The sequence below is a fragment of the Bradyrhizobium iriomotense genome (assembly GCF_018129405.1).
Lineage (GTDB): Bacteria > Pseudomonadota > Alphaproteobacteria > Rhizobiales > Xanthobacteraceae > Bradyrhizobium > Bradyrhizobium iriomotense_B.
Genome location: NZ_JAFCLP010000021.1, coordinates 44,573 through 69,391 on the forward strand (window position 1 = coordinate 44,573; position 24,819 = coordinate 69,391).

At 60.5% G+C, this 24,819-nt stretch carries 23 protein-coding genes and 1 tRNA gene; 14 read left to right on the top strand and 10 right to left on the bottom strand.

Features of this window, described 5'->3' with window-relative positions; translation table 11 throughout:
- Positions 1-62: 62 nt before the first annotated feature.
- A complete protein-coding gene (locus JQ592_RS31120) occupies positions 63-1,028 on the bottom strand; it encodes a TAXI family TRAP transporter solute-binding subunit (protein WP_211406556.1) in 966 nt (321 codons plus the stop codon).
- A gap of 107 nt (positions 1,029-1,135) precedes the next feature.
- On the opposite strand from JQ592_RS31120, the gene JQ592_RS31125 reads away from it, so the two are divergent.
- The 9 genes from JQ592_RS31125 to JQ592_RS31165 all read left to right on the top strand — a co-directional run bounded on the left by JQ592_RS31125 (position 1,136) and on the right by JQ592_RS31165 (position 12,795).
- A complete protein-coding gene (locus JQ592_RS31125) occupies positions 1,136-2,110 on the top strand; it encodes a Bug family tripartite tricarboxylate transporter substrate binding protein (RefSeq protein ID WP_211406557.1) in 975 nt (324 codons plus the stop codon).
- A 418-nt stretch (positions 2,111-2,528) separates the two neighbouring features.
- A tRNA-Ile gene (locus tag JQ592_RS31130) sits at positions 2,529-2,604 on the top strand.
- A 368-nt stretch (positions 2,605-2,972) separates the two neighbouring features.
- Positions 2,973-3,440, top strand: coding sequence for a (2Fe-2S)-binding protein (locus JQ592_RS31135; protein WP_211406558.1), 468 nt, complete (start codon positions 2,973-2,975; stop codon positions 3,438-3,440).
- A 16-nt stretch (positions 3,441-3,456) separates the two neighbouring features.
- On the top strand, positions 3,457-5,661 hold the full coding sequence (locus tag JQ592_RS31140) for a xanthine dehydrogenase family protein molybdopterin-binding subunit (RefSeq protein WP_211406559.1): 2,205 nt from the start codon (positions 3,457-3,459) through the stop codon (positions 5,659-5,661).
- 78 nt (positions 5,662-5,739) lie between these two features.
- The gene (locus tag JQ592_RS31145) at positions 5,740-6,468 is read left to right on the top strand and encodes a Tll0287-like domain-containing protein (RefSeq protein WP_211406560.1); all 729 of its coding nucleotides are present in this window, start codon (positions 5,740-5,742) and stop codon (positions 6,466-6,468) included.
- A 30-nt stretch (positions 6,469-6,498) separates the two neighbouring features.
- Positions 6,499-8,484 carry a sensor histidine kinase gene (locus tag JQ592_RS31150; RefSeq protein WP_211406561.1) on the top strand — a complete coding sequence of 662 codons (1,986 nt, stop codon included), beginning with the start codon at positions 6,499-6,501 and terminating at the stop codon, positions 8,482-8,484.
- Positions 8,477-8,851, top strand: coding sequence for a response regulator (locus tag JQ592_RS31155; protein ID WP_211406562.1), 375 nt, complete (start codon positions 8,477-8,479; stop codon positions 8,849-8,851). The genes JQ592_RS31150 and JQ592_RS31155 overlap by 8 nt, the downstream gene beginning before the upstream one ends.
- Complete coding sequence (locus JQ592_RS31160) at positions 8,848-9,933, top strand: adenylate/guanylate cyclase domain-containing protein (protein ID WP_211406563.1); 1,086 nt, start codon at positions 8,848-8,850, stop codon at positions 9,931-9,933. The genes JQ592_RS31155 and JQ592_RS31160 overlap by 4 nt, the downstream gene beginning before the upstream one ends.
- Positions 9,934-10,674: 741 nt before the next feature.
- Positions 10,675-12,795: an MASE1 domain-containing protein gene (locus JQ592_RS31165; RefSeq protein WP_211406564.1), complete on the top strand. Its 2,121-nt coding sequence runs from the start codon at positions 10,675-10,677 to the stop codon at positions 12,793-12,795.
- Here JQ592_RS31165 and JQ592_RS31170 read toward each other — a convergent pair.
- Complete coding sequence (locus JQ592_RS31170; RefSeq protein ID WP_211406565.1) at positions 12,790-13,452, bottom strand: response regulator; 663 nt, start codon at positions 13,450-13,452, stop codon at positions 12,790-12,792. The genes JQ592_RS31165 and JQ592_RS31170 overlap by 6 nt on opposite strands.
- Before the next feature lie 559 nt (positions 13,453-14,011).
- Between JQ592_RS31170 and opgC the strand changes: the two genes are divergently transcribed.
- Together opgC and JQ592_RS31180 are read left to right on the top strand one after the other, a co-directional pair.
- A complete protein-coding gene (gene opgC, locus JQ592_RS31175; protein WP_211406566.1) occupies positions 14,012-15,412 on the top strand; it encodes an OpgC domain-containing protein in 1,401 nt (466 codons plus the stop codon).
- A 280-nt stretch (positions 15,413-15,692) separates the two neighbouring features.
- The gene (locus JQ592_RS31180; RefSeq protein WP_211406567.1) at positions 15,693-16,223 is read left to right on the top strand and encodes a DUF992 domain-containing protein; all 531 of its coding nucleotides are present in this window, start codon (positions 15,693-15,695) and stop codon (positions 16,221-16,223) included.
- Between the two features lie 146 nt (positions 16,224-16,369).
- On the opposite strand, the gene JQ592_RS38645 is transcribed toward JQ592_RS31180, so the two are convergent.
- Together JQ592_RS38645 and JQ592_RS31185 are read right to left on the bottom strand one after the other, a co-directional pair.
- On the bottom strand, positions 16,370-16,492 hold the full coding sequence (locus tag JQ592_RS38645) for a hypothetical protein (protein WP_283816208.1): 123 nt from the start codon (positions 16,490-16,492) through the stop codon (positions 16,370-16,372).
- Between the two features lie 268 nt (positions 16,493-16,760).
- Entirely contained in the window at positions 16,761-17,558 is a 798-nt protein-coding gene (locus JQ592_RS31185; protein ID WP_211406568.1) for a helix-turn-helix transcriptional regulator, read from the bottom strand.
- A 162-nt stretch (positions 17,559-17,720) separates the two neighbouring features.
- Between JQ592_RS31185 and JQ592_RS31190 the strand changes: the two genes are divergently transcribed.
- A complete protein-coding gene (locus JQ592_RS31190; RefSeq protein WP_211406569.1) occupies positions 17,721-17,912 on the top strand; it encodes a hypothetical protein in 192 nt (63 codons plus the stop codon).
- A gap of 158 nt (positions 17,913-18,070) precedes the next feature.
- Positions 18,071-18,733 (top strand): Crp/Fnr family transcriptional regulator, encoded by a 663-nt coding sequence (locus tag JQ592_RS31195; RefSeq protein WP_211406570.1) that lies wholly within the window; start codon positions 18,071-18,073, stop codon positions 18,731-18,733.
- Positions 18,734-19,111: 378 nt separating this feature from the next.
- Here JQ592_RS31195 and JQ592_RS31200 read toward each other — a convergent pair whose 3' ends face one another.
- Positions 19,112-19,453: a hypothetical protein gene (locus JQ592_RS31200; protein ID WP_211406571.1), complete on the bottom strand. Its 342-nt coding sequence runs from the start codon at positions 19,451-19,453 to the stop codon at positions 19,112-19,114.
- A gap of 89 nt (positions 19,454-19,542) precedes the next feature.
- Positions 19,543-19,917: a hypothetical protein gene (locus JQ592_RS31205; RefSeq protein ID WP_211406572.1), complete on the bottom strand. Its 375-nt coding sequence runs from the start codon at positions 19,915-19,917 to the stop codon at positions 19,543-19,545.
- 743 nt (positions 19,918-20,660) lie between these two features.
- On the opposite strand from JQ592_RS31205, the gene JQ592_RS31210 reads away from it, so the two are divergent.
- Positions 20,661-20,990 carry a hypothetical protein gene (locus JQ592_RS31210; RefSeq protein ID WP_211406573.1) on the top strand — a complete coding sequence of 110 codons (330 nt, stop codon included), beginning with the start codon at positions 20,661-20,663 and terminating at the stop codon, positions 20,988-20,990.
- Positions 20,991-21,146: 156 nt separating this feature from the next.
- Here JQ592_RS31210 and JQ592_RS31215 read toward each other — a convergent pair whose 3' ends face one another.
- The 4 genes from JQ592_RS31215 to JQ592_RS31230 are packed head-to-tail and all read right to left on the bottom strand — an operon-like array spanning position 21,147 to position 24,677.
- Positions 21,147-21,512, bottom strand: coding sequence for a hypothetical protein (locus JQ592_RS31215; RefSeq protein WP_211406574.1), 366 nt, complete (start codon positions 21,510-21,512; stop codon positions 21,147-21,149).
- A complete protein-coding gene (locus JQ592_RS31220) occupies positions 21,509-22,324 on the bottom strand; it encodes an ATP-binding cassette domain-containing protein (protein WP_211406575.1) in 816 nt (271 codons plus the stop codon). Before JQ592_RS31220 ends, JQ592_RS31215 begins: the two co-directional genes overlap by 4 nt.
- A gap of 8 nt (positions 22,325-22,332) precedes the next feature.
- Complete coding sequence (devC, locus tag JQ592_RS31225; protein WP_211406576.1) at positions 22,333-23,514, bottom strand: ABC transporter permease DevC; 1,182 nt, start codon at positions 23,512-23,514, stop codon at positions 22,333-22,335.
- The gene (locus JQ592_RS31230; protein ID WP_211406577.1) at positions 23,511-24,677 is read right to left on the bottom strand and encodes an HlyD family efflux transporter periplasmic adaptor subunit; all 1,167 of its coding nucleotides are present in this window, start codon (positions 24,675-24,677) and stop codon (positions 23,511-23,513) included. Before JQ592_RS31230 ends, devC begins: the two co-directional genes overlap by 4 nt.
- Positions 24,678-24,819 lie beyond the last annotated feature (142 nt).

Sequence of the window (24,819 nt, forward strand, 5' to 3'; positions counted from 1 at the left end):
TCTCGAGATTCCGGGTTCGGTGCTACGCACCGCCCCGGAATGACGGTCGCTTTAGGCGACCGTCATTTCACCACGCCGATCTCGCGAAAATACTTCGTCACGCCCGGATGAATCAGCTCCGGCTTCGGCGCGGCCGCGACCGTGTTCGCGGCCGTGGTCTCGCAGGCCTGCGCGAGCTTTTTGCAGAACGTGGCCTCGGCGCCGTGCAGCGTCTTGGCGAGGCGATAGGCGACATCGTCGGGCAGATCTTCGCGCGTGAGGACAAAGCTCCAGGAGCCGAGCGAGGCGATCGGCTCGGTCTGCTTCGGGTAGGAGCCGGCCGGCACGGTCAGCGGCTTCAGGAACGCATGCCTGGCGCGGATGCGCGTGATCTCCTCCGCGCTTGGGGCGATGAAGCGCGCGCCTGATGCGCTCGAGGCCACCGCGGCGAAACCGGGCCAGCCGATGCCGGCGCCCCAGAGCGCTGCGACGCGGCCGTCCTCGACCATCGCGGGGCCGTCGCCGGCGCGGTCGAGATAGACCGCCCTAAAATCCCCGTCCTGCTTCAGGCCGAGACCATCGAGCACATAGCGCGCCAGGATCGGCAGGCCGGAGCCCTTGGCGCCGAATGCGACGGGCTGGCCGACGAGATCGGCAATCGTCCTGTAGGGACTGTCGGCGCGCACTACGAACATGCCGGGATTGGAATAGATCGCAGTGAGAATCTTCAGGCGTACCGGCGCGCGGCCGATGCCGGCAAAAGCCTCATAGGCCGGCTCGCCTGCGACCAAGGCGAGATCGAGCTCGCCCTTCTCCAGAAGCGGAATGTTCTCGTTGCTGCCCTTGGTGTTGCGCGGGGCGATGGTGATGACCGGATCGGCCGCGTTCATCACCTCGGCAAAGGCGTTGCCATAGAGCGGGAAGCCGCCGCCGGGTGTCGCGGTGCCCAAGCTGAGTGTCGTGGTGGGAATGGCGTTGCCTCCGGTTTGGGCGGCGGCGGGGCTTAAGAGCAGTGCCGCTGCAAGAAGGATAATTGAAGCGAATCTCATGGTCGTTCCCGGCGGGCTTGCGTCAACACCGACTTGCGGCGATGTAGGCAGCCGCGCGTTTTTGTGAAAGCATGCCCTATAACGACAATAGAACAATGGGAGGCGTCATGTTGCGAATTTTGCGTCACGGTTTGTTTGGGCTCGCGGCCCTCTTGGGTCTTTTCAACACCACCCCTCCCGCCGCCGCGGCCTATCCCGACCGCCCCGTGCACTGGCTGATCGGCTTTGCCGCGGGCGGCCCGGTCGACATCGTGGCGCGGATCATGGCGCAGGCGCTCTCGGATCGCCTCGGTCAGCAATTCATCGTCGAGAACCGCACCGGCTCCGGCGGCAACATCGCGGCTGCGGCTGCGGTCAATTCGCCGGCCGACGGCTACACGCTGCTGTTCGTCGCGCCCAACAATGCGATCTCGACCTCGCTCTACAAGAAACTGCCGTTCGACTTCCTGCGCGATACCGTGCCGGTGGCGAGCATCATGCAACTCACCAACATGCTGGTCGTCTCCAACGCGTTTCCGCCGAAGACGGTTCAGGAGTTCATCGACTATTGCAAGGCCAATCCGGGCAAGATCTCCTATGCCTCCTCCGGCAACGGCACCTCGGTGCACATGTCGGCGGAGCTGTTCAAGGCGATGACCAAGTGCGACATGATCCACGTGCCCTATCGCGGCTCGGCGATCGCCTTCCCCGACATCATCTCCAACAAGGTGCAGCTGATCTTCGACAATCTGCCGTCCGCGCTGGAGCAGGTGAAGGGCGGCAATGTCCGCGCGCTCGGGGTCACCTCGCCGAAGCGCTGGCCGACCGTTCCCGATGTGCCCGCGATCGCCGAGACCGTGCCGGGCTTCGAATCGGTCGGCTTCTACGGCATCTCCGTGCCGAAGGGCACCCCAAGTGAGGTGATCGAGATCCTCAACAAGGCCGTCGGCGAAGCGCTGAAGGACCCGAAGGTGATCGCGCGGCTGACCGAGAATGGCGGCATCCCGAGGCCAATGACGCCCGCCGAGTTCGGCAAGCTGGTCACTGACGAGACCGAGAAGTGGCGCAAGGTGGTGGAGTTCGCCGGGGTGTCGGTGGACTAGCCAGCGGGCCCACCGCGGGGGAAGTCGCCCACCAGCAAGACGTTTGAGGGGGCCGACAGGCCCTCTCAAAACAAAAAGTGCGAAAACAACCCCATGCACAGTAGAAGACGTGAGCAATCACAGGGGCTTACGGAAGCGCCAAACGGGCACCGGTCGGATGATCGTCAGGGCCGTTTGACTTGTCGGGCAAAACAGTGGCAAAATGCCATTATTCCGAATCCAGCAATCATCCAACAAGCGGTGCTTTCCGCGCAGCGCCCGCGTTCCCTCGATCACGGCGCAATGTTTGACGCGTTTTCCTGACGCGAACCGAGGACCACTTCGCTTTGAAAACGCTTGAGGATTGCACCCCCGCCTCAGGCCCTGTAAACGAACCGCGCACCGTTGCCGGCCGCACTCCCGCGGCCGTCCCGCGGCGGGGCCTGTAGCTCAATGGTTAGAGCCGGCCGCTCATAACGGTCTGGTTGCAGGTTCGAGTCCTGCCGGGCCCACCAGTGAAATCAGTGGGTTGTTCAGTCGGATTTGCGGTCACCGCACCAGAAACGCCCTTGTGTCTCATCGACACACTGCCATACCTCAACAGCAGCAAACTAGTGCTGCACTTTCTGCTCAACTAGGTCCTCCGCTCCTCAATCGTAGATTCGGCGGGATCCGGAGCAGTCGCATCCGTCTGGCTGAATATTCAATCAGCTGCTCGCTAGGGCTGAGTCCGGTTTACGCCAGGCGCATCGGTTTGTTGAAGTTCTCAGGTTGGCCCGCCCCGGACACTTGGCCGAGGAGCATCTTGGGCATTCAATCCGGCTGCCGAAAGGTGTATAAGAGAGTTTAAATAAGCACAAAACGGATAGTGGGGAGGATATTCATGCCCACGTCTGTTTCGCTGGAGGTAAATGGCCGCGCGATCGTGGTCATAGTCGATGACCCCGGCATGCCGCTTCTCTATGCCCTACGCGACAGTCTTGAGTTGAAGGGGCCGCGCTTCGGCTGCGGACTGGGCCAGTGCGGCACCTGTGCCGTGCTTCTGGATGGCGAGCCGGTACTGTCGTGTGAGACGCCGCTCACGAAGGTCGTAAATCGGAAGGTGGTGACGCTCGAGGGACTTGGCACCCCGGAGAAGCCCTCGCGTGTTCAACAAGCCTTCATCGACGAACAGGCAGCACAGTGCGGCTACTGTCTCAACGGCATGATCATGCAGGCGACCGCACTCCTCGCAAAAACCCAGAATCCGACCGTTCCGCAGATCAAGAAGGCGCTCACCGGGAATCTTTGCCGTTGTGGCACGCATCTTCGCATCATTCGTGCGGTGCAGCGGGCAGCCCGGAGCGCCTGAGAAAAAGGAGACAGAGATGCTGGATTTTGTCTCCACCCGGCGTGGCGTGTTGAAGACCGGCGGCGCGCTCTTTGTCACCTTCACCCTCGTTGACAAGGTCCTCCCCGCCTTGGCGCAGGGTAGCGCCCGAAAGAAGACTGTCTCCCTTGATGAAGTCGACGGATTTCTGTCGGTCGGCGTTGATGGGCAAATCACCGTTTATTCCGGCAAAGTCGACCTCGGAACGGGAGTCCGCACCGCCTTCACACAAATTGTGGCCGAAGAACTCGAGGTTCCGATTGATCGGGTAAATCTGATTCAGGGCGACACCGCGCTGACGCCAGACCAGGGTCCCACTTGGGGCAGCATCTCGATCCAAATCGGCGGAATGCAGATCCGGAAGGCGGCGGCGACCGCGCGAAAGGCGCTCGTTGAGATGGCCGCGGAGCGTCTCGGCGTGCCACCGAACGAACTCCGGATTGAAAACGGCGCGATCAAGAGCAGCGGCAAGAGCGTTTCATGTGCCGATCTCGTCGGCGGCAGGACGTTCTCGCTGAAGGTCGACAAAGACGCACCGGTAAAAGACCCGGCGTCGTACACGGTTGTGGGCAAGTCTGTGCCACGTCTCGATATTCCGCCAAAGGCAACCGGACAGTTCATGTACATGCAGGATTTCCGCGTCGGCGGCATGCTGCATGGCCGCGTGGTCCGCCCGTTGGCGATCGGCGCCAAACTTGAGAATGTCGACGAGTCTTCGGTGAAAGACGTTCCTGGTCTCGTGAAGGTGGTGCGCGACGGCAACTTCCTTGGCGTCGTGGCAACAACCGAATGGGATGCCATTCAAGCGGCGCGTCGGCTGAAGGCAACCTGGTCAAAATGGGAAGGACTGCCGGAGCGCGCGCACCTCTGGGAGCACGTTCGCGCCACCAAGATCAACAGCGATGAGGTTACCGCCAATGTTGGTAACAGCGCCAAGGCGCTGAGCGACGCGTCGAAACGCATTTCAGCGTCCTACGATTTCGCCATCCACACCCATGGCTCGATTGGCCCATCTTGCGCGGTGGTTGAAATCAACGACGGCAAGATCACGTGCTGGAGCGCGTCGCAGGCGACACACCGGCTCAGAAAACAGCTCGCTGCGATGATGGCAATCTCCCCTGACGATATACGCTGCCTTTATATCGAAGGGTCAGGTTGTTACGGTCGAAACGGACACGAAGACGCAGCTGGCGATGCCGCGCTTCTGTCCCGCGCAGTGGGCGGGAGACCCGTGCGCGTCCAGTGGATGCGGGCTGACGAGCACGGTTGGGACCCGAAAGGTGCGCCGGTCCTGATCGACCTGCGCGCAGGAGTTGACAGGGAGGGAAGGACAATCGCGTGGGAGTCGGAATTCTTCCTTCCCGACAGTTTCGGACCAGTTCCGCTCGTCGCGGCAATACTCGCCGATCTGCCTGGGATGACTGAACAACTCCCCAAATTTGTCGTTCGCAATACCGCGGTCCCCTACACCTTCCCAAACATCAGGACGGTGGCACATATGCTTAACGAGACGCCGCTTCGCTGGTCTTGGATGCGGTCGCCTGGTCGCCTGGAGAGCACCTTCGCGAACGAGTGCTTTGTGGATGAACTGGCCGCGTCCGTCAGCGCAGACCCGCTGGACTTCCGTTTGAAGCATCTTGGTGACCCGCGAGGCGTAGAGCTTTTGCAACGCTTGGCCGTTCTTACGAAATGGGAGAAACGAACCTCTCCTCGGAAAGACGCTAAGGGCGATGTTGTTGCCGGAAGAGGCATTAGCTACGTCCAGTATGACCTAGTCCGAACCTATGTAGGCGCGGTCGCCGAAATTGAGGTCGACCGCAGGACCGGAGAAATTCGGGTGGAGCGGTTTCTCGTCGTGCACGATTGCGGGCAGATCATCAACCCCGACGGTGTGACAAATCAGATTGAGGGAAACATCATCCAGACTGTCAGCCGCACGTTGAAAGAGGAAGTCCTCTTTGACCGCTCGGCGGTGACGAGCCTGCATTGGGCAACCTACCCGATCCTCACCTTCCCTGAGGTACCGGACGTCATCATCGAGCTTATTGACCGCCCCAACGAGAAGCCCTGGGGAGCGGGCGAGCCTGCAGCCACGATCGTGCCATCCGCGATCTCGAATGCGGTTTTCGATGCCCTTGGCGTGAGGTTGCGCTCAGTCCCATTCACCCCGGCGAAGGTTCTGGCTGCGATTGAGGGGGACTGACCTGTAGTCGTTCAGCAACTGTGAGACAAAGGGATGTTCCTGTCGAGGCATTCGTGGGTGACAGCGACGATAGCCCTTATGCTTATGGGCACGATCCCGGTGTCGGTGATTTGCGCGGCGCCGGAAAGAGAGGATCTGAGCGAAGATCTGTTAATTGGCAATAGCCTGGCCGATATGCTGGTCGCTGGCGAAACTGTCATCTCCCGCGAACAGGACCGGATCAACGATCCAAAGCTCGGCGACAAGGGCCTTAGCGGCGGCGCGCTGATCGAACAGGTTCGCGAAATCTATCGCAAGGCAACCGGCGTCGATCCGTCGACAGTCGACCCAGCATCCCGCCATGGCCGATTGTTGCGCGTCCAAATGGACGCGATCGTCGAGGTCATGGACGCAAATCAGACAACGATCAACGCGAAGGGGACGGGGTTCAAAGGTTTTATTCCGGCAGTGTTCGCGCGCCTAGTCGACGAAGCCTTTGCTCGCAGAGCAAAGGGGGAGGCTGAAGTGAAGGTCACAGGACCGCCCGATCGCATCCGCAACCGAAAGGCGCGACCGGACGTTTGGGAGACCGCCATCATCAAATCAAAACTGCTCGCGCCAGACTGGCCGCGCGACCAGGCTTATTCAGCTGCCGTCGAAACGGACGGGCGTCCGGCCTTCCGGGTCATGGTGCCGCAATACTACGATGAGACCTGCCTGGCTTGCCATGGCTCCCCAAAGGGCGAGGTCGACATAACAGGCTATCCGAAGGAAGGCGCGAAACTGGACGAACTGGGCGGCGTGATCAGCATCATTCTCTACCGATAGCCCGGCATTGAGATAGCGAGGCTCGCGACGATGGCGCGACTGAATATCCGAACCCGGATCATTCTACTATCGAGCGCTCTGCTCCTCGTTATATTGGGAACGAACATCTATCTCACGCGCAAGCTGGCGAACAATTCGGCGATCGTGGCCGAAGTGGCTGATTTGATCGGCGCCATCGAAACGGCAAATGGCGCACGCGTCGCCTTCGGAGAGTTGCGGTATTGGCTGACCGACCTCGCCGTCAGCATGCTGACACTTTCGGAGAGAAACGCCGAAGAAGCTCGGAGGCGAATGGAGCATCTTCTCGACCAGGTGGCGGCGAGGAAACCCGATCGCATTGACGCCGTCCGTACGGAACTGGCGCAGTTTCAGAAATTCGCCGCCGATGCCGTTGAGGAGTACACTGCCGATCGCCGAGTGATGGGAAATTCTCTCCTGGCTCAAGCGCGACGGCACAGTGCGGTCGTCGATGAACTCCTAAGTTCGATCGTAATTGAATTAACCAGTGAGGCCGCAGTCGCCCGCGATCGTGCGGTTGCGGAGGTCGCCACTGCGACTCGGATCACACAGGGCATCGCAGTCATCGTCGTGACCATGGGAGCACTCGTCACCTTCTTCTTGCTGCGCTCGATCACGCTTCCGCTCCGGCGACTTGTGGTGGCGATCGATGGCCTCAATGCCGGGGACGTGGGAGTCCCGATTCCCGCTGCGGGCCACGACGAGATCGGCGCCATGGCACGGACACTAGCGATGTTCCGCGACACCCTCACGGAGCGGGACCGGCTGACCGCCGAACGGGAGCACGAGCGGAAGACGCTCGCGGCAGCCATCGCAACCATCTCGGACGGCTTCGTCCTCTACGATGCCGACGACCGCATCGTGGTATGCAACGAGCGCGTACGAGAGATTTATCCTCAGCGAGCCGACCTCTTCCGGCCCGGCACAAGCTTTCGCGACATCCTAGAGGCAGCAGTTGCACGCTCCGTTCCTGATTTGAAGGGGCAGACTCCGAAGGAGTGGATTCAGGAACGCCTGAGGCAGCATTCTGCACCTTACAGCGTCGCCGAGCACTCGTACCGGAACGATCTCTGGGTGCGTGTTACCCAGCGCAAGACCCATGATGGCGGCACGGTCTTCGTCTACACCGACATCACCGAGCTGAAGCGCCGGCAGATCGAGCTCGAGCAGGCGCGCGAGGAAGCGGAGTCGGCAAACCGGACAAAGAGTCAGTTCCTGGCAAATATGAGCCACGAGCTTCGAACGCCCCTTAACGCCGTCATTGGCATTGCCGAGGTGCTCTATGAAGAAGCGCAAGAAGACCGTGACGGAGCTCTTGCCGAGCCCATTGGGCGCATCGTACGGGCAGGAAAACACCTTCTCATGCTGATCAACGATATCCTCGACTTGTCCAAGATCGAGGCCGGCAAGCTCGACTTATACCCCGAGGAGATCGATGTCGCGACGCTCATTGGCGAACTGACCAAGACAACCCAGCCGATGGCGGACAAGAACAACAACAAGCTCACTATCGACTGTCCTGCGGACATCGGAGTAATGCAAGCGGACTCGACCCGGGTGCGTCAAGTGCTCCTGAATTTGCTCAGTAATGCGTGCAAGTTCACGGAGAAGGGCGAGATTCGTTTTATAGCCAGACGCGAAGCTGACCGGTCAGCGAAATGGCTGATCTTCACTGTGGCCGACAACGGCATCGGGATGACGGAGGAACAGCTTGGCCGCCTCTTCCAGGAGTTCTCTCAAGCCGACAGCTCGACGACGCGCAAGTACGGTGGGACCGGGCTGGGTTTGGCAATTAGCCAGCATCTGTGTCGAGCGATGGGCGGAGAAATCACTGCCAAGAGCGCACCCGGTCGCGGCGCGGTTTTCACCGTCCGCATGCCCGATCAATCTCTCAGCGGGACGCCACGGCGCGACGAGGCGACGGCGGTCGCGGCGGATTTCGTCATGCACAACGTCCCCATCGGTGGAATGCAGCAGCGGGCCGAACGCGATGGTTAGGATCCTGTACATCGAGGACAACGAGGACAACATATACATGATGTCGCGCCGGTTGCGGCGAAAAGGCCACGAGGTCCTCATAGCCCGCGACGGGGCGGAAGGCTTGGTGCAAGCCAAGAGCCGGGCCCCGGCCCTCATTCTGGTAGACCTCGGGCTACCGGTCATCGACGGTTGGGAAGTTGCGCGGCAGTTGCGCGTGGCACCCGAAACTGCGGCCGTTCCTATCATTGCGCTGTCTGCCCACGCTATGCCGGAGGATCGCAAGCGGGCATTCGCGGCGGGGTGTGATGACTTTCTTGCGAAGCCGGTTGATTTTCCGCGCCTGATTGATCGAATCGACGTTCTGCTGAGGGCGAAGAAGACATGAATGAGCCGCTACCGGTGATTCTGGTCGTGGATGATAACGAGGACAATCGTTATCTGCTCACGCGTCGGTTGCGGCGCCTGGGCTACGAGACCGTGCTGACCGCTGACGACGGCGCCGAGGCCCTCGAAATGGTCTCCAAACAGCCCGTGGACCTCATGCTCCTCGATGTCCTCATGCCAGGGATGAACGGTCATCAGGTGTTGCAGCAGCTCAAGGCGTGCCCGGCATCACGAGAGATCCGTGTGATCATGATTTCCGCAGTGGACGAGATTGAAAGCGTGGTTCGCGGTATCGAACTCGGCGCCGACGACTATCTTCTGAAGCCTTTCAATCCCGTGGTTCTCGGCGCGCGTGTCGGCGCCTGTCTTGAGAAGAAACGTCTGCGTGACCGGGAGGCCTACTATCTCGAAGAACTCCAGCGCGAGAGGCGCCGTGCCGACGAATTGTTGCAAGCCATCCTGCCGCCGAGCGCGGTGGCCGAGCTAAAAGCGACCAATGAGGTCAAGCCTCGCCGCATTGAGGACGTCACGGTGCTGTTCAGCGACATCGTTGGGTTCACGCGATACTGCGATTGCCATCCGGCGGAACAGGTCATGTCTGAGCTTCGCACTCTTGTCGACGCTTTCGAGGACATCGTCGAAGCGCACGCCATGGAGAAGATAAAGACCATCGGAGATGCATTTCTTGCCACCGCCGGGCTTCTTCATCCCATGGAGAACGGTGTGCTCGCCGCTGTGCGCTGTGCGGGGGCAATGATCGATATCTCGCAGAGGCTCAAGCCCGGCTGGGCGGTCCGTATCGGGATTCATAGCGGCCCCGTGGTCGCTGGGATTATGGGCCGGCGCCAATACTCGTTCGATTTGTGGGGAGACACTGTCAACACCGCCGCCCGTGTCACCTCGCATGCGGAGGGCGGATCGATCCTGATGAGTGCCGCGGCCTGGGCCCAGGTTCGACACTATTGCGCGGGACACAGCCGCGGCCTAGTGGAACTGAAAGGAAAGGGAGCACTCGAACTATTCGAATGTCACGGACTTCTGGGGTCACCCCAAATTAGGCAGTGTACTCGTCAATCTCCTTAGCGCATCTGCTAGTCCGAGAAGCGAGAGAAGGCGGCGGCTGCTTATGGGCGCGAAGCGGACCTACGGCAAGACGCCGAGGTCCCTCGTGTCATGCTGGTCTAGCTACTCGTTGCTCTGCTTCAACGGCGATCAAACTCCCGTTCCACATCTGATCAGGCCATTGGCTCTCCTTCCTGATCGTAAATTCGGCGATGAATTCGAGTTGGCGATCGTTCGATCAAAGGAGAATTATGCCGCTCATCGCAAACGTCACCGCCGACGCAACGGACTCATCGCCTCATCGCTCATGGGATGGCTCTTTTTTGAGTGAAGCTTGCGCTCCCTCGTCCGCCGCAGCAAGCAATCGCGCAAGTGGTTCAGTCCCGAGACTCCAACGAGAGATAGGGCTTTTGTCGCACACAGCGACCTTGTCCGGGTCCAACAAATCCGGCCTTTCGGAGAGCCTATCTTCGTCGTACGATGCGTTCCCCAAAAGCTCGGGGTGAGCACGAGACAGCACGAATTCCTCGGGGCGCAACGCCGGCCTGTTCGTCCACTGGTGCTGACTGATCCGCAGGGATTGAACAGCAAGTCGGCAAGATGCTCCATCGCACGCGCCGTCTCTTAGTCCGCCAGCAGACTGCGGTGATCAATTGGATGTGAGCGCATCTGCCGTATCGACCTAGCGATCTTTGATCTTCGACCAAGAAATCAAAAGTCAGTCTTAGTGGACGAACCAATTGCCTAGTCGAGGGGTCGACGATGTCCGATCCACGATCACCAGCTCCCACGACAAATTCTAGCCGAGTCATCAGCTACATCGGCGGTCTGGTCGCAATTGGGGCCATCTATCTCGTCTCGGCAAAAGGCGGGCTTGCTCTCGCCTCTGTTCATCCTAGCGCAACGCCAATTTGGCCACCGACGGGTGTCGCGCTGGCGGCGGTGCTGTTGCGGGGATATCGGACCTGGCCAGCGATTTTCGTCGCGGCGATGATCGCTAATGCGACGACGGCAGGCTCTATTGCCACAGCAATTGCGATTGCGACGGGCAACTCTCTTGAAGCAGTTGCCGGCGCTTATCTCATCAATCGGTGGTCGGGCGGGCGTAACACGTTTTCGAGGCCCAATTCTGTCGCAAAGTTTGCTGTGATTTGCGTCGTGATCGCGACACCGATCAGCGCCAGCATTGGACTGAGCAGTCTGGCAATCTTCGGGTACATCGAACCGAAGAATTTCGTGGACGCGTGGATCACCTGGTGGCTGGGAGATGTGACCGGCGCACTGGTCATTGCCCCCGTTATCGTGCTTTGGGCATCAAGCAGCTATCATGCCTTCAACCGCCATGAATTTCTGGAGACGGTCGGCGTCCTCACGACTGCGGCTGCTGTTGGACTCATTGCTTTCAGTCCCCTGATCGAGCAAGCGCCCGGCCGAGATTCACTGGGTTTTCTGGCTATCCTGCCCCTGTTGTGGGCAGCGCTGCGTCGCGGTCCACGCGATACCGCAACGGTTGCCCTGGTACTTGCGGGCATCACGATTTGGGGGACGCACATGGGCGGCGGCCCCTTCGTGACCCCTGATATCAACGCGTCGTTCCTGCTGGTATTGATGTTCCTGATCAGCATTACCGTTCCGAGCCTGCTGCTGAGCGCCGATGTCGAGGTGCGCAAGAGAGCGGAAGGAGGCCTGCGCCGCGCGCACGACGAACTCGAGCGGAAGGTCGCAGAGCGTACGCAGGAACTGCAGCTCGCAAATGCCGCAAAATCGCGCTTTCTGGCCATGGCAAGCCATGATTTGCGACAGCCGTTACATGCATTGGGGCTGTTCGTCGCCCAGCTGCGCACGCCGCTCAAACCGGAGGAAAGGACCAAGACGATCGAACGGGTCGACGCAACCCGCAAGGAAATGGATGACATGTTCAATTCGCTCCTGGACATTTCCAGGCTCGATGCCGGGATGCTTACCCCCAAGCTCACCGAATTCCCGATCGCGCGCCTGCTTCAAAAGATCGAAACGGCGTTTGATCAGGCGACGCGGGAAAAAGGCCTGCGGCTACGCATCCAGCCAAGTGACGCCTGGGTGCGGAGCGACGCCATGCTGCTCGAACGCATCATGCTGAATCTGGTATCCAATGCCGTACGCTACACGTTGCGGGGCGGTATTCTGGTCGGATGTCGTCGGCGCGGTGAATTGCTGCGCATCGAAGTATGGGATACCGGTCCCGGCATTCCCGAGGACCAGAGGCAGAATATCTTTGGCGAGTTTTTTCAAATTCCTGCCTCAGACCAGAGCAAATCCGGGGGGCTCGGGCTTGGCCTCGCCATTGTCGACAGGCTTTGCCTGCTTCTCAACCATCAAATCGACCTGGCCTCGACCGTGAGTCGAGGTTCGCGATTTGCGATCCTGGTTCCGACGGTCGATGAAGGCGTCAAATCCGCAGCAGCAACGGACTTGCCTCGCCCGGGCGCGTTTGCAGTCGACGGCAAGGCGATTCTTGTTATTGCCGATGCCCCAATCATGCAGGAGGGAACGGGCGGATTGCTTAGCAAATGGGGATGCTCGGTTCTTGCCGCCGGATCCGACGAAGCTACGCTTGTCCGACTTGCTGAGCGCCAGCAACGCCCCGACCTCATAATCTCGGACTATCATCTCGCAAGCGGGAAGACCGGAATCCGGGCAATTGAACAAATCAATGCGGCGTTTGGCTCGTCAATTCCCGCCATTCTCGTCAGCGGCGATACGGCAGCTGAACCACTGCGGGACGCCAAGGATAGAGGGTACATTTTGCTGCACAAGCCCGTCGATCCGATGCAGCTCCGCGCTGTCATGCACGAGCTCTTTAGAGATCATGACGGTGGAAGGGACGCTGGGGCAGTTTCATGATCCGGATTTCGGCGGCCACTCCCAGTCCATTTTTCCAACCTTTATGACGGCCTCGGTGCGCGTCGCTACCCCGAGCGCCTTGAGAACGACCGTGACGTGATTCTTCACTGTCGGCACTGCCATATTGAGCATCTTGGCAATGACCTTGTTGCTTTTTCCCTCAATCAGGAGCGCAAGTACGTCAATCTGCCGATCGGTCAACCCGAGCCCCTCGAGCGAGTCGGGCGCCACTTTCTTATTTGCAAGCCGCGGGCCCGCTGTTTCCTCCAGAATCTCCGAGGGAATGTAAACTCCGCCGGAGAATACCAGCTCAATGGCGTTGAGCATCACCTCGCGTTCCGTGGTTTTCGGAATGAAACCCAGCGCGCCCAGTTTGAAAGCGCGCCTGACCGTGTCTTGATCGTCTGAGGACGAGAGAATGATGATAGCGATCGTCGCATAGCGATTGCGCAGTTCGCGAAGGACAGAGAAGCCGTCGCGATCAGGCAAATTGATGTCAAGCAGAATGAGGCCGATGTCCGGATGCTCCTCGACGATGTGCATGGCCTCTCGACTGTTCGAAGCTTCGAGTATGATGGCTTCTCGCTTCAGTTGCTTCAGGACAGCGTGCAATGCCTCGCGAATCAATGTGTGATCGTCAACAATAAGCACTTTCATAAAAAGGCTCTCCGTCCTCTGACCGCCCGGAGATTCAATAGAAAAATCATACACCCATGTTCGAAACCGTCCATCTTCTATCTCTGGTCCAACCAGCGGTTCGCCGTCAGGCACTCAAAGTAGGAGCCGAGCGCTGCTGTGTTCTATGGTTGCAATCGGCACACAACAGGTATGGAAAGAGCGCGGACTACGTGACGCGCGGAGCTCGATGGCCCCTTCGTCCATGCGATCTGTGAATTGCTCATCATGTATCTGAGTTATGTCAGATAGACGCTGCGGCCCCGACAGTACCTTGGTCATAGGACCTAGGCACTTCTCCGTAGCGACCTCCGGCCGATTTACACGCTGCGCCGCTTGAACGATGATGTCGACGGTCAGCCTCTTCACCAGCAGGGTTTTTACCCAGCGCGGCCATATGATCGGTGCCGCAATTGCTGTGGTAGCCGGGTCGGTGCTCTGGACTGCTGCGCTCCCGCAGCGTGGTCGCGCTTTTTGTCAAATTCGGTGGCTCTCGACCGTTCCTCCTGAAGCGTGCGCGCACGCTGGGCGAGGCAAGCCAATGCATGATCGGACCGCAATCCCGAAGCCAGTGGCAGGCGCGCTGCCGGAGTTCACGGCCAACGGCCGCGACCTGCGCATTGATGCCTGCCGCGGCATCGCGCTCTGGTGCATCTTTCTTGATCACGTCCCCAATAACATCGGAAGTTGGCTGACGCCACGGAATTACGGCTTCAGCGATGCCGCGGAAGTGTTCATGTTCGTCTCGGGCGTCACCTGCGCACTGGCCTACGGCAAGGTGTGGAGCTGCGAGGGATGGACCAGCGTGATCCGCCGGACCCTCCGGCGAAGCTGGGACATTTATGTCGCATTTCTGCTGCTCACGCTCGCCTGCGCCGTCCTGGTTTATCTCGCAGGCGGCGACCGTCTTGCTGATGAGAGCAATACGCGCATTCTGTTGGACCAGCCGGGTGCGACGCTCGCGCACGCAGCCATCCTGCAATACCGGCCGGTCAATACCGACGTGTTGCCGATCTTCGTGCTTCTTCACCTCTTGTTCGCGCCGTTGCTGTGGTTGCTGCTCCGAATGCCGAACGTGACGCTTGGCGCCTCGCTGGCGCTTTATGCGCTGGTGCATATCTTCGGGTGGTCCATGCCGGCGTGGCCGAACGGCCACTGGGCTTTCAATCCACTGGCCTGGCAGCTGCTGGTGGTCCTTGGCGCGTGGATGATAATCGAGGGCGAAAGAGTGCGCCCCTGGCTAACCTCACGCACGGCGCTCGTGCCTGCCGTTCTCTACCTGGTCTTCAGCCTCGTCATCGCATTGAGCTGGAGAATCAAGCCGCTGGAAGCGTTGATCCCGCAGGGGCTGACGAAGCTGGCTTACCCGACGGACAAATCGAATCTCGATCCGTTGCGTCTGTTGCACTTTTTGGCTCTTGCGATTGTAGCGGTATGGTTCGTGCCGCCCAATCGGCAAGCATTGACGACTGCGGTGATGCGCGGCGCCATCCTCTGTGGCAAGCACTCGTTGCCTATCTTCTGCCTCGGGGTCCTGCTTACGCTCGCCAGCCTCCTGGCGCTGCTCGACATATCGGAGGGGCTTGCGATGCAGATCACGCTCAGCGTTGGTGGCGTCCTAACGATGATCGTGGCGGCGACGCTGCTGAACTTGATGAACATCAAACCCAGCTCGAAGCCGCCCCTTGCACTGCCGATGGGTGTGCGCGCCCAACAAGGCGCCTCGGGCACCGCTGGCTGGCGTCCCCTGCAGGCGTTTCGCCGAGCACTGCGCGAGTTCGGCTGGGCCGGCGGCAAGATCCCCATCGTCGATTGCCAGTTCGCGGAGAGGCAATCCCACCGAGTGCCTCTCCTCGCAGACGAATTGCTACGGCTCAAGGCAGATGTCATCGCGGCGTCGCCGCAAGGTCATTCTGATCGTTTCGATACTCGCTTGGCATAGAAGACACCACGCCGTCGATTGGACTTCGCAGCGCACGCTGTTTCGAAACCTCTTCAGCATGAGCACTTCCAGGCGCGCAATGCGGCGCCGCGGGCGGCAAGCAGGGATGCCGCCCGGCGAGGGCCGTCTGCCTGGCAGCAGCCGACTTGGCGATCGGTATCTTGATGACGCTGACTGTGCTTTTTTTGGCCGTGCCCCTGCCGGCGACGGGAACATCATCGCGTCGGTGCGCATAGAAGGACCATCAGATACCATCAGAGGTATGTCGATGGAGGACTCCATGATCAGAGCAACACTGAATGGAACAAAGCTGAGCAATCTCGCGACCGCATGCGCCGCCCTGGCGCTCGCTCTTGCCACGGTTCCGGCAACAGCACAGGAGGCCGGGCGCCCCCGGGTCGGCACGCTCACGTGCAACATAGCGCCCGGAGTCGGCATGATTGTCGGGGGACAGCGGCAGTTGAACTGCATCTATGCATCGGCACGAGGCCGCACGCGCGAGGCTTACGAAGGCACCGTCAGCACGCTTGGCCTCGACATAGGCGCCACGTCCGGCGGTCAACTGACCTGGGCCGTTTTTGCACCAACAACGCTACGCCGCGCGGCGTTGGCGGGAACCTATGCGGGCGCGACGGCCGGCGGCACGGTAGGCGCCGGAGTTGGTGCCAACCTCCTGGTCGGAGGTTCGGATCGCACGGTCGCCTTGCAGCCAGTATCCGTCCAAGCGCAGACAGGCGTGAATGTTGCGGCGGGCGTATCCAGAATGGAATTGCGGCCAGTCGCCGCTCCTGTGCGCGGAAGAGCGCAGTGACCACGCCATCGCTGACGAGTCGCAGAACTGGTGGCATCCGTTAGGTGTAGCCGGAGAGTACGATGACAGTGCACCCAATAGCTCCGGCCGCGTGCAGGTTCGAAGGAAAACCAGAACTTCCCGGTCTGGAGCCTCGACTCGTCCGTTCAAACCAGCTCCCGCCGAAGCGACCGTCCGACCATGCGCGCCGCACGCTGTAGCATGGTCAGCGTGACATTGCCGTCCTTTGGGTCGAGCAGGCGCCCGATCTGGCTGCGCGAGGTCTTCATGCGCTGAGTCTTGATGGGACGGGACAGCGCTACATTTTCATTTCGCGCTATGGACGGATCTTTCGATGGCGTGAGGCTCGTTGAGCACTAACGGGCCACCGCACCAGTTTCGCACCAGAAACAGCCTGACCGAAACGCAACAAACGCGATCGAACCAAAACGAAAATGTAGCAAATCAACGAACGCGTCCAATATCCCGCCGCTCATAACGGTCTGGTGCAGGTTCGAGTCCTGCCGGGCCCACCAGCAAATCAACTGTGTAAGTTCTTTATCGCAGCTTGCCGAGCCACAGCGCGGTGAGCGCCGAGCGATTGCGCACGCCGAACTTGGCGTAGATCGACTTGACGTGGAAGTGCGTGGTGTTCGGACTTTGATCGAGCCTCTGCGCGATCTGCTTTTCCGTGTGCCCGTCGAGCAGTGCGAGCAACACCCTGCGTTCAGCAGGTGTCAGGGGTGCATTGGCGATGAGCAGGCCGTGGCTGAGCAGTTGCTGACGGTGAAACCATCTCAACCCGCGCATCACGAAGCCCAGACGCTGGCCGTCCTGCGGCGAGAAGCGAGGGGACTGCGCATCGCGAAATACGAACAAGCGGATCCTCACGTCGTCATTGAGCGCAATGCGCACGGAAACGCTGTCGGCGAAGCCGACGTCCAAATAGTGCCGCCGATAGTGCTCGCCCTCGAACCATTCCGGCGGCAGCGCTTCGAACAAGAGGCGGATGCGAAACGGCTCATCTCCCGACATGGAGAGGATCTGAGACAGGTCGACGTTATTGGACCAGAGCGTATCGAACTGCTTCTGCACAGATGCTGCCACCGCCGGTATCGGGTCCAGTACCCGGACGAGGCGCGGGCGCCAGCCGAGCAAGGGATCGGCCCGCTTCGGCGAAGGCAATCGCACGACCACACCCCACAGCACATTGCGTGCCGACAACATGGTACGCAGTGCGGCCAGCAGATGTGTCAGTGCAGCGTCGCTGTCGCCGACCGAGAACTCGGCCAGCTGATCCCAAAGTGCATAGACATCCTGATTCTGCGGATTGGTGGAATCCGTGGATAGTTGCATGTCCGCCCCGAAACGAGTGTGCAGGTCACCGACCTTCTGGCGAGCATAGGGGACACCCGACCACCTTTCTAGGTAGTACCCAGACGAATCAAGTGGCGCGATATTCAGTGCGGGTGTTGGGAAGACTGGCCTTCTCACCGTCACGATATTCGGAGATTAACGATGCGCACTGCAACGGACGCGCGCCGGCTTGCTACGCCCGACGACGACCGGACGGAGTTTCGATGGCGTCTCGGCTTTTTCATCGCCCTTTCATGCGCCGTTTTGATTGCACTCGCGGCCTTCGCGCAGGAGCAACCTGCTGAAGCGTTGATCCGACCCACTGGCCCGCTGCCGGCGATCAACATTCCCTGATCGAGGCGCTGTTGGCGCACCATTTGCCTGGAGCCGAGATTTCATCTGCATTGGAAATTGTGTGATCCAGGCCGTTAGCGATCGGGCATCTTTGCTCATGCTGATTTCAGTTTGCCTTGGGGCCTGCTTTGTCTGGGCATTCTGGGAAGGACGCGGAAATGCGCTGCTCAGACGTTTTGCTCTGCGGCTCGACGCCCTGGGTTGAAGCCGCCGGCTATCTCGCATCTCTTCTCGTCTTCGCCTCGTTTTGCATGAGGACAATGCTCCCGCTCAGGATCGCGGCCATCTTGAGCAATGTCGCGTTCATCGCATACGCGTTCTTCGACGGCTTGTATCCAATCCTCATCCTTCACTCGGTTCTGCTGCCTCTTAACGTCGTCCGAACAGTCCAAATGCTTCGCGTCAGGCGAATTGTGGAGCAAGCATCCAAGGGCGAATTCACAACCGAACCGCTATGCCCGTTCATGAAAGTGGCGACGTGGAAGGCCGGAGAGATCATTTTCAGGCAAGGCGATTACGCCGATCGCATCTATCTGCTTGCAAAGGGAAGCGTACGCCTGAATGAAATCGATCTCGTTCTGGGGGCGGGAGAGCTCTTCGGGGAAATTGGCGTCTTCTCGACGGCACACGCGCGCACCCAGACGGCTCAGGCAATTTCCGACGTCGAGCTGCTCTGGCTCACCGAGGGGGAGTTCGCCCAGGTGTGCCATGCAAATCCTGCCCTGGCTTTCCACTTCCTGAAGCTGTCGATCAACCGCCTGCTGGCCAACACGGGACGCCACCTGTCCACGCGGCGCCTCAAGCCGGCAGTCTTGCGCTGACTTTGGCGCCGCGTGCTCGCTTAGCGACAGACATACGCTCCATTTACCAGCACGCGGACGCAAGCTGGCGTCGCCACGGCGGCTCCCACAGCCGCTGCACCTACGGCAGCTCCACCCACGACCGCGCGGCGCGTTGTTCGACGCGCAACGCCGGCAGCGCTCACAGGGGTGGCTGGTCGCCCTACCCTCGCCTGCGCACTGTCGACGGAGAATGACAGACCACGCTCCGGCGACCATTGCACGGAGCTGATCGCGGTGCAGACAACAATGGCCGCTCCAAACCAGCACTTTCTGTAGGGGTATTTCATAACGACCTCCTTTGCTTATATGAACCGCACGCCTCTGATCGCCTCCAGACTCTTGCAGAAGCTGCGGCGCTTACCGGCGCCGGGGCGGGAGCGGCCCCAAATCGCGCTGCCAAATCGTGCCACTGTCGAACTGAATGAGCATGCCATCCGGCGAATAGACCGCACTCTGATTGAATGCGTCGATCCAGATCCGGTTTGCGGGCCAGTACCAGTCGGGCCAGGCGCGGGATGGCTGCCCTGCCTCCGTCACGAGATTAATTTCAGTTCCGTTCTGGGTAATGTGAGCTGGGAGATTTCCCCGGCACATCTGAACGCATTTGTAGATGCCGGTGAGATTGATCGATTGAGCCGACAGAGGGGTTGGCGCAATCGCCATAGTCATCGCGGCAATGCCAAGCGGAATGCGTCTCATACAATCGCTCCTTCGTTCAAATGATCAGGCGTGCCACAATCGATAGGCTGCCAAGCAGAGCGAGCCGCGCTCTCGACGCGAGAGGCGGATCACTGTGAATTTCGAGTCCGGCTTGCTCCCCTCAGCCGCGGCGCGGTTGAGGGTGACTTCGTCCACCCTGCCATCTGGATGCAGGTGAGAAGATCGACATAACTCTGGCTTCCGCCGGCTATGGCTTCGCCTTCGCAGCTGTCGCGGACAGGACCGGGAGCGTCGGCCCAAACCGTGGTGAGCTGTTGCTGCGCGTCCGACTCGTCGCGCATGCAGTCCGCAAAGCTCTGAGGAAGGGCAAGCCCCATTGCCTTGTCGTCAGCTGTGGTCGCCTTGCACGTCGCCTCTACCTTCAATTCGGGGACGCGATCGGAAATGGGCATCACGAACAATTGCGTTCCGAGGAGCGCTGCAGATAATGCTGCCATCGTCATCTTGACCTCCTTCACGCTCTGTCAAACCAACAACCTTGCAATGCCATTACAAAAATTCGGATCAGAACTGGCCGGGTTGAGCCGGAGGAGCAGGCCAATCGGATCTCAGGTTGTTCCTGTTGCTGCGATCAAATAGGTCTTGTCTGCACACAAAGCTGCTCCCGCAGCTCGTTGCTCGAGGCGGAGCCTGGCGAACATCGACGACCGTCACGACTTTTGCGCGCGGCGTCTTGGCAAAGGCGGCTGTCGCCGGCACCGCTTCCAAGGCGAAAAGGACTGCGAAGGTGAGGATGAAGACGCGTGATGCAGCGAGAGACATGCAAATCTCCGGCACTCGGTGAACGTCGGGCCTAACGAGACATGACGTTGCGGGATCGGCCTTGATCCAGATCAAGCTGGCCCCGGCGTTCCTCCCGTGCATCTCGCATCGCGACGGTGCCAAGGTATGCCAGACCGTCGCGCCGGGTAATGCTACTTCGAGCGCGAATGGCCCCCTTGTGAAGCAGGAAGCTCAAACGAGTGATCGATCCCGTCCGCCGCGACTTCTCTGATCAGGAACCTTGCGAAATAGGCCCTCAACAGGCGGTCGAAAGTCGACCGTGCTTCGCTAACGTCGTCGCAGCCCCCAATGCTTAGGTCTTCGGCAACACCACCCACTACCTGTTGCGCCATGACCTGCCTCCTCGAAGCAGATGCCCCCTTTTCCCTTGTCGCCAGTAGGGAGGAAGCCGGGACGGATCGGCTTGATCCATCGCAACGGACTTGCGACTATTTTGAAATGCGAAGGGAATTCTGACGCCGGTCAGACTTTCGCGACCATCCAATCGCCAAGGCTGTTGCAGTTCGCCGCCGGGACGACCGCCAACGCGATCAAGGTGTTACTTCGTGACCATCCTGGGTGGACGGAGCGCTCGGGAGGTTTGAACAGCGATCGATTGTTTGGACGAACGGTCGCCGCCGCTGATCCCGGTGCCGCCGATCCCCTGGTCGCCGACCTTCTCTTTGCGGGAGTTTGCTGTGTGCGGCATGGAGATCTTGCGCATTTGGCACGCCGATGTGGCATCTATCGCTGACCGAAATCGTCCTCGATGGTCCTTCGTCGCTTCATCACGCTTTCAGGCCCGTTCGCATGCCGGATGATCCCGCCGATGGCTCGACCGCAGAGGCGCAAATCTCCCCCTGCGGCACCACTCGTGCTGAAACCAGCTCATGGCGCGCCTGCGGCATCGCTATCGCCTGAGCTGCAGATCCAATGCGCCATTGGTGTAGCCGTCCAGCCCTCCCGCGACCCTGACGAAGCGATGGCATGTGACGCCGGTAACGCTCATCGTGATGCAGATGTCCTCGCCCTTGATCTCCCACTTCGTCGACAGCGCGAACGGGCCGCCCTTGAACGTCCCCGAACCGTCGGGATTGAAGCTGACGGTCGCATCGCGGCCGTCTTTCTTCGTCGCGGACCACGGGCGCGAATCGGCGAGCATCTTCGCCGCCTGGGCCGGTCGCAGGAACTCTCGTTCCGCCTGGGCTCTTACGATGCCGCCAGTCGGCGTGAGAGCGGAAACGACGGCGGCTCCAAGGCGGACGATCTTGATCATTTTTGCTGCTGTGGTTCGCATGCCTGTTGGTCCCTTCGATCTTTGACAGTTGATTGGTTGAAACTCTTCGTGGATGGCCGCTGACGCGTTTCGACGTTGACGATCCGGCCGTCTTCCATCTCGACGATACGATCGGCGGCATCGAGAATTCGGCTGTCGTGCGTCACCATGAGGATCGCGCTTCCGCGGCGCTTTGCGAGGTCGTGGAGCAGATCCACGACCTGGCGGCCGTTGGCCTTGTCGAGAGCCGCCGTGGGCTCATCGGCGAGGATCAGCGAGGGAGACGCGACGACCGCACGCGCGATGGCCACACGTTGCTTCTGTCCTCCCGATAGCGTGGCCGGAAAAGCATCGGCCCAACCCAGCATGCCGACGTCATCGAGCGCCGCATCGATCAGGTCGGCCTCGTTCGCAAATACTCTCGGTCGATGCACCTCAAGCGCCATGCCGATGTTTTCGCGCACTGTGAGGCTTTGATGCAGGTTGTGGGCCTGATAGATGAACCCGATCCGGCGCCTGACTTCGATCATGGCGCGCTCGTCGGCTTCACGCAGGTCCTTTCCGAGCGTCCGAATGAAACCGGACTGCAACGACCGAAGCGCTCCAACGAGCGTCAACACCGTGGTCTTGCCGCAACCCGAGGGCCCCATGAGCAGGACCATTTCGCCCTGCGCCACCTCGATGTTGAAATCGACGAGGACCTGCCTGGCGGTGTCGCCGGATCCGAATGTATGCCTCACAGCAGCGGCCTCGATGGCCGGGCCACTCTGCTCGTGCTGATGCGCGATGTCTCGATGATGACGATCGATCATGTCGTCCTCTAGAAGACATCCGCAGGATCTGCGGCTTTCAGGCGTCTCGTCGCGACAGCGCCCGAGAACAGGCACATCGCAAGCGTCATCGCCAGAACCAGCACAGGCCTGCTTGCCGGCATGGCGATGGCCAGCTCGGTCCCCGCGCCCAACATCCAGTAGAGGACGAAGGAAAGCAGGATGCCCGGGACAAAGCCCAGTGCCGCCAGCAGGAACGCCTCTTCGAACACGACACCGAGCAGGTAGCGATGGGTGTAGCCCATCGCCTTCAGCGTCGCGTATTCGGGCAAATGGTCGTTCACGTCGGCCGACAGGATCTGGTAAACGATAGCGAAGCCGATGAAGAAGCCTACGATCACGCCGAACGTGAATATGAATCCAATCGGCGTATTGTCCTGCATGAACTCCTTGACGTAGTCCGCATATTGCTCTGTGGTCATGACCCTGGTGTCGCTTGCGGGAAGTACCCGCCTGATGCGTTCGGCGACCGCTTCGACATCCGCGCCGGGGGATATTTTCAGGAGGATCGCGCTGGCAGCGGCGGCGGAATTGCGCGGAAACAGCCGCAGGAACGTCTGGTCGCTCGCGATCGCCGACCCGTCGTTCGCAACCGACGCGCCAAGGGAGAACAAGCCGACGATCGAAACGGTTCTTCCGGTCACTTCGACCGGGACGGCATGTCCACCTTCAGCCCTGGCCACGACCGCGCCGAACGGCTGGCGGGTCAACCGGTCGAAGAGCAGAGCATCGGCGACACGCAGTTTCGACAATTGGCTCGCGATTTCGGGCCTGGAGAAACCGTCGAAGTCCGGATCCACCCCGAACACCATCACGTTGGCCTGACGAATGCTGCTGGGGCTTCGGAAAGAAGCCGCGCCGATCTGCAGGACGGAGCCGCTGGCGACGCCCTCCACTCCCAGTGCCTGATACAACCGCCGCCTCGGCAACGTTCCGGACTGCCCCAATTCCCGCACCTCGGGGCTGAGCAGCACGATGTCCGCCTTGAACATGCGAAGGGGCGTGACGGCCGTCTCGAACAGCGCGCCCATGATCCCGAGTTGCATGAAGATAAGGACGTCCGCTACGGCGACGCCGGCGAGCGCGACGATGAGACGTGACTTGCTATGGCGGAGCTGCCGCCATCCCAACGGGGTCCTGTTGGCGAGGCTCCGTATGATCCGATCAATCATTTCGCGAACACGCCCCGAACCTGAAGACGCGACAGTTTTGCCACGCGCTCCGAGTCCTGCTTCGAGAGCGCGACGTAGATTTGCACGACGCGCGCGTCCGTCGACGATGCGGGATCGTTGTTGACGACGGTCTGGCGCGCGATTGCATCGCCGATGTGATCGACACGCCCCTGCAGATTCGTGGAAATCGCATCGGCGCGGATTTCGACGGACTGCCCCACGCTGATCCGATCGACCTCGGTTTGGTAGACCTCGATGACGGCGCGCATTTCGTCGGTCCCGCCGAACTCGAGCACGCCGTCGTTTCCGACGCGTTCTCCAGCGCGCGCCTTGAGACTCAGAACGCGGCCGCTGAACGGCGCCCGGATGATCCCCAGCTCGAGCGAGGCTTTGGTGACGGCCAGATCTGCCTGCGCACACAAGAGCTCCTGCTCGGTCAGGGCGATGTCGAGCGACTTGTCCGTTCCGGGCACCTTGGCTTCGATCCGTTCGAGGGCGGCTTCCATTTCGATCCTGGTCGCTTGCGCCGTCTGCAGATCCTTGGCCTTCTTTTCCAGGTTGGACAGGGTCGCGAAACTGCGGTCGACCAGGGTCTTCTGGCGATCGTATTCGGCCTGACTCTGATCGATGTCCGCGCGAGCACGGTCGAGCGCGGAGCGGCGCGCCTGCGTCGTGTTGGCTATCTCCCGCCGCTGGCGCTCCAGCATCAGCTTCTTCAGTTCGACCTGCGCCTCGGATTGCGCGACCTGGGCCTTCAACCGGTCCACGCTATCCATGGTCGCGAGCGATTGGCCGGCCTCGACCCACTGCCCTTCGGATACGAGCAGGCTGCTGATCCTCGAAGAATCGGGGTTGCCGGGTGCGCCGAGCTTGACGACCGTCGTCGAGGGTTCGAGATAGCCCAGGCCGACCACTGCGGCCGGCTCTATCGGCTTCGCGGCGGCGGCGCTGTCGGTTCGCGGCGCGGGCTTGCGGGCTATCGAAACAAACCAAACGGAGCCGGCCGCGACACCACCCAGTAGCGCGATCAAGAGTATCTTGAGTCCGAATGTTTTCGGTCCAAATCTTTTCGATCGCTTCGCAGTCGGTGCGGCCCAGACGTCCGGATGCGGTATCTTGGTTGCCGGAGCAGTTTCGAATTCGGCGTTGAGTTGCTTGTTCATGCCGCACTCTTTAGGACCCCTCCGTGTCAGGGGGATAAGCGGCAGGTTTCGGTTTATTTCATTCCGTTACGCACCCTCGAAGGGTGCGGGCCGGCCCGGAAATCTACGGTTTTCGCCAAGCGACCAATCGATCCGAAATCGT

What these genes read in the sequence shown, in the direction of transcription:
- JQ592_RS31120 (WP_211406556.1), bottom strand. Translation starts at nt 1,028, where the DNA reads ATGAGATTCGCTTCAATTATCCTTCTTGCAGCGGCACTGCTCTTAAGC.
- JQ592_RS31125 (WP_211406557.1), top strand. Translation starts at nt 1,136, where the DNA reads ATGTTGCGAATTTTGCGTCACGGTTTGTTTGGGCTCGCGGCCCTCTTG.
- JQ592_RS31135 (WP_211406558.1), top strand. Translation starts at nt 2,973, where the DNA reads ATGCCCACGTCTGTTTCGCTGGAGGTAAATGGCCGCGCGATCGTGGTC.
- JQ592_RS31140 (WP_211406559.1), top strand. Translation starts at nt 3,457, where the DNA reads ATGCTGGATTTTGTCTCCACCCGGCGTGGCGTGTTGAAGACCGGCGGC.
- JQ592_RS31145 (WP_211406560.1), top strand. Translation starts at nt 5,740, where the DNA reads ATGCTTATGGGCACGATCCCGGTGTCGGTGATTTGCGCGGCGCCGGAA.
- JQ592_RS31150 (WP_211406561.1), top strand. Translation starts at nt 6,499, where the DNA reads ATGGCGCGACTGAATATCCGAACCCGGATCATTCTACTATCGAGCGCT.
- JQ592_RS31155 (WP_211406562.1), top strand. Translation starts at nt 8,477, where the DNA reads ATGGTTAGGATCCTGTACATCGAGGACAACGAGGACAACATATACATG.
- JQ592_RS31160 (WP_211406563.1), top strand. Translation starts at nt 8,848, where the DNA reads ATGAATGAGCCGCTACCGGTGATTCTGGTCGTGGATGATAACGAGGAC.
- JQ592_RS31165 (WP_211406564.1), top strand. Translation starts at nt 10,675, where the DNA reads ATGTCCGATCCACGATCACCAGCTCCCACGACAAATTCTAGCCGAGTC.
- JQ592_RS31170 (WP_211406565.1), bottom strand. Translation starts at nt 13,452, where the DNA reads ATGAAAGTGCTTATTGTTGACGATCACACATTGATTCGCGAGGCATTG.
- opgC (WP_211406566.1), top strand. Translation starts at nt 14,012, where the DNA reads ATGCATGATCGGACCGCAATCCCGAAGCCAGTGGCAGGCGCGCTGCCG.
- JQ592_RS31180 (WP_211406567.1), top strand. Translation starts at nt 15,693, where the DNA reads ATGATCAGAGCAACACTGAATGGAACAAAGCTGAGCAATCTCGCGACC.
- JQ592_RS38645 (WP_283816208.1), bottom strand. Translation starts at nt 16,492, where the DNA reads ATGAAGACCTCGCGCAGCCAGATCGGGCGCCTGCTCGACCCAAAGGAC.
- JQ592_RS31185 (WP_211406568.1), bottom strand. Translation starts at nt 17,558, where the DNA reads ATGCAACTATCCACGGATTCCACCAATCCGCAGAATCAGGATGTCTAT.
- JQ592_RS31190 (WP_211406569.1), top strand. Translation starts at nt 17,721, where the DNA reads ATGCGCACTGCAACGGACGCGCGCCGGCTTGCTACGCCCGACGACGAC.
- JQ592_RS31195 (WP_211406570.1), top strand. Translation starts at nt 18,071, where the DNA reads ATGCGCTGCTCAGACGTTTTGCTCTGCGGCTCGACGCCCTGGGTTGAA.
- JQ592_RS31200 (WP_211406571.1), bottom strand. Translation starts at nt 19,453, where the DNA reads ATGAGACGCATTCCGCTTGGCATTGCCGCGATGACTATGGCGATTGCG.
- JQ592_RS31205 (WP_211406572.1), bottom strand. Translation starts at nt 19,917, where the DNA reads ATGACGATGGCAGCATTATCTGCAGCGCTCCTCGGAACGCAATTGTTC.
- JQ592_RS31215 (WP_211406574.1), bottom strand. Translation starts at nt 21,512, where the DNA reads ATGATCAAGATCGTCCGCCTTGGAGCCGCCGTCGTTTCCGCTCTCACG.
- JQ592_RS31220 (WP_211406575.1), bottom strand. Translation starts at nt 22,324, where the DNA reads ATGATCGATCGTCATCATCGAGACATCGCGCATCAGCACGAGCAGAGT.
- devC (WP_211406576.1), bottom strand. Translation starts at nt 23,514, where the DNA reads ATGATTGATCGGATCATACGGAGCCTCGCCAACAGGACCCCGTTGGGA.
- JQ592_RS31230 (WP_211406577.1), bottom strand. Translation starts at nt 24,677, where the DNA reads ATGAACAAGCAACTCAACGCCGAATTCGAAACTGCTCCGGCAACCAAG.